General features: G+C 68.1%; 1 protein-coding gene. It reads right to left on the bottom strand.

Translation table 11 applies throughout. The features are described from left to right. Positions 1-197, bottom strand: a 197-nt coding sequence (locus tag KVT39_RS37520) for a hypothetical protein (protein ID WP_217591534.1), incomplete at its 3' end; no start/stop codon positions are given. Between the last annotated feature and the right edge of the window lie 35 nt (positions 198-232).

The raw sequence follows: 232 nt of genomic DNA on the forward strand, positions 1-232 counted from the left end.
ACCACTAGACTGGCCTGACCGACTTCCCTTCGTATGCAGCTTTCCAATGAACGGTCATCCCCGTGCCTGGCCGGCCCGGTTGGCGCGATGCGGGCATACGCGCGTCGCCGCTGATCGCGCTCGCCTTCTCCTTCCCGGTGCATTCCCAGGCGCCGATTGCGCCGCCGTTGAGCAGGTGCGCTCATGTCGTTGAGCATGCCGTCGTCCGCCGCGGCCCAGCCGTCGCGCAGCG

This window comes from Burkholderia sp. GbtcB21 (assembly GCF_019091065.1).
Classification (GTDB): Bacteria; Pseudomonadota; Gammaproteobacteria; order Burkholderiales; family Burkholderiaceae; genus Burkholderia; species Burkholderia pyrrocinia_C.